General features: G+C 47.2%; 1 protein-coding gene. It reads left to right on the top strand.

Going from position 1 to position 587, the window contains the following annotated elements; all coding sequences use genetic code 11:
• A partial coding sequence (locus tag A7985_RS25420; protein WP_141685457.1) for an SdrD B-like domain-containing protein occupies positions 1-587 on the top strand: 587 nt, incomplete at both ends.

The raw sequence follows: 587 nt of genomic DNA on the forward strand, positions 1-587 counted from the left end.
AAATGGCGTTATCGATCCGAACGACTTCGCCCTTAACGCTATTAGCATCAAACTGTCGGGCACCGACAAATATGGTCAGACTGTCGATCTTACCACCACCACAGATGTAAACGGTGAATTTGGCTTTGCTGGTTTAATCGAATCAAACGCCGATGGCTATACCATCACGCAAACACCAAGTACTGAACATCAAACGGGTAATCGTTATATTGGCAGTGGCGCGGGTGTGGTCAGCAATGTCGCCAAAGTCGTAGTCGGCACAGATCCAACACCAGCGATCCGCTTTACTGAAAAGCCCAAAGCAGGCGATAAAACTGTAACGGGTAAAGTGTTCTTCGATGTTGATCAAAACGGGGAGAACGATCCTGTCGACTCCGCCCTTAACACTATCAGCATAAAACTGACGGGCACCGACAAATATGGTCAGGTTGTAGAGCTTACAACCACCACAGATGTAAATGGTGAATTTGGCTTTGCTGGTTTAATCGAATCAAATGCGGATGGCTATACGATCACGCAAACACCAAGCTCAGATCACCAAACGGGTAATCGTTATATCGGCAGTGGCGCAGGTGTTATCAGCAATG

The organism is Pseudoalteromonas luteoviolacea (assembly GCF_001696455.1).
Lineage (GTDB): Bacteria > Pseudomonadota > Gammaproteobacteria > Enterobacterales > Alteromonadaceae > Pseudoalteromonas > Pseudoalteromonas luteoviolacea_C.